2 pseudogenes are annotated in these 269 nt (G+C 62.8%); both read right to left on the bottom strand.

The window, feature by feature from the left end:
• Nucleotides 1-134, bottom strand: a pseudogene (locus A3722_RS23900) (YaiI/YqxD family protein); the annotation flags it as partial.
• Nucleotides 135-137: 3 nt separating this feature from the next.
• A pseudogene (locus tag A3722_RS23895) lies at nt 138-269 on the bottom strand (S-formylglutathione hydrolase); the annotation flags it as partial.

Here is a 269-nt window from a genome sequence, read left to right as displayed (position 1 = left end):
TCGACCAGCGGGTTTTGCGACATGCGCAGGCCCCCGTTCGAGACGAGGAACATCTTGACCTTATGGCGGGTCGCCACCCGCTCGGCTTCGGCTTTGACGGGGCAGGCGTCGGCGTCGATATAGAGCGCGGTCATCGGTCAGCCCGCATAGAGCGCGTCGGCGTGGAAGGCGACGTGATCTTCCATAAAACTCGCCACGAAGAAATAGCTGTGGTCATAGCCCGGCTGCATGCGGAAGCTGCCTTGCTGGCGTTTGGCGGCCATGGCCTC

It is taken from the genome of Sulfitobacter sp. HI0027, assembly GCF_001634775.1.
Lineage (GTDB): Bacteria > Pseudomonadota > Alphaproteobacteria > Rhodobacterales > Rhodobacteraceae > Sulfitobacter.
The sequence above is the reverse complement of the archived record's forward strand: the minus strand, read 5'-3'. Positions and strand labels throughout refer to the sequence as shown.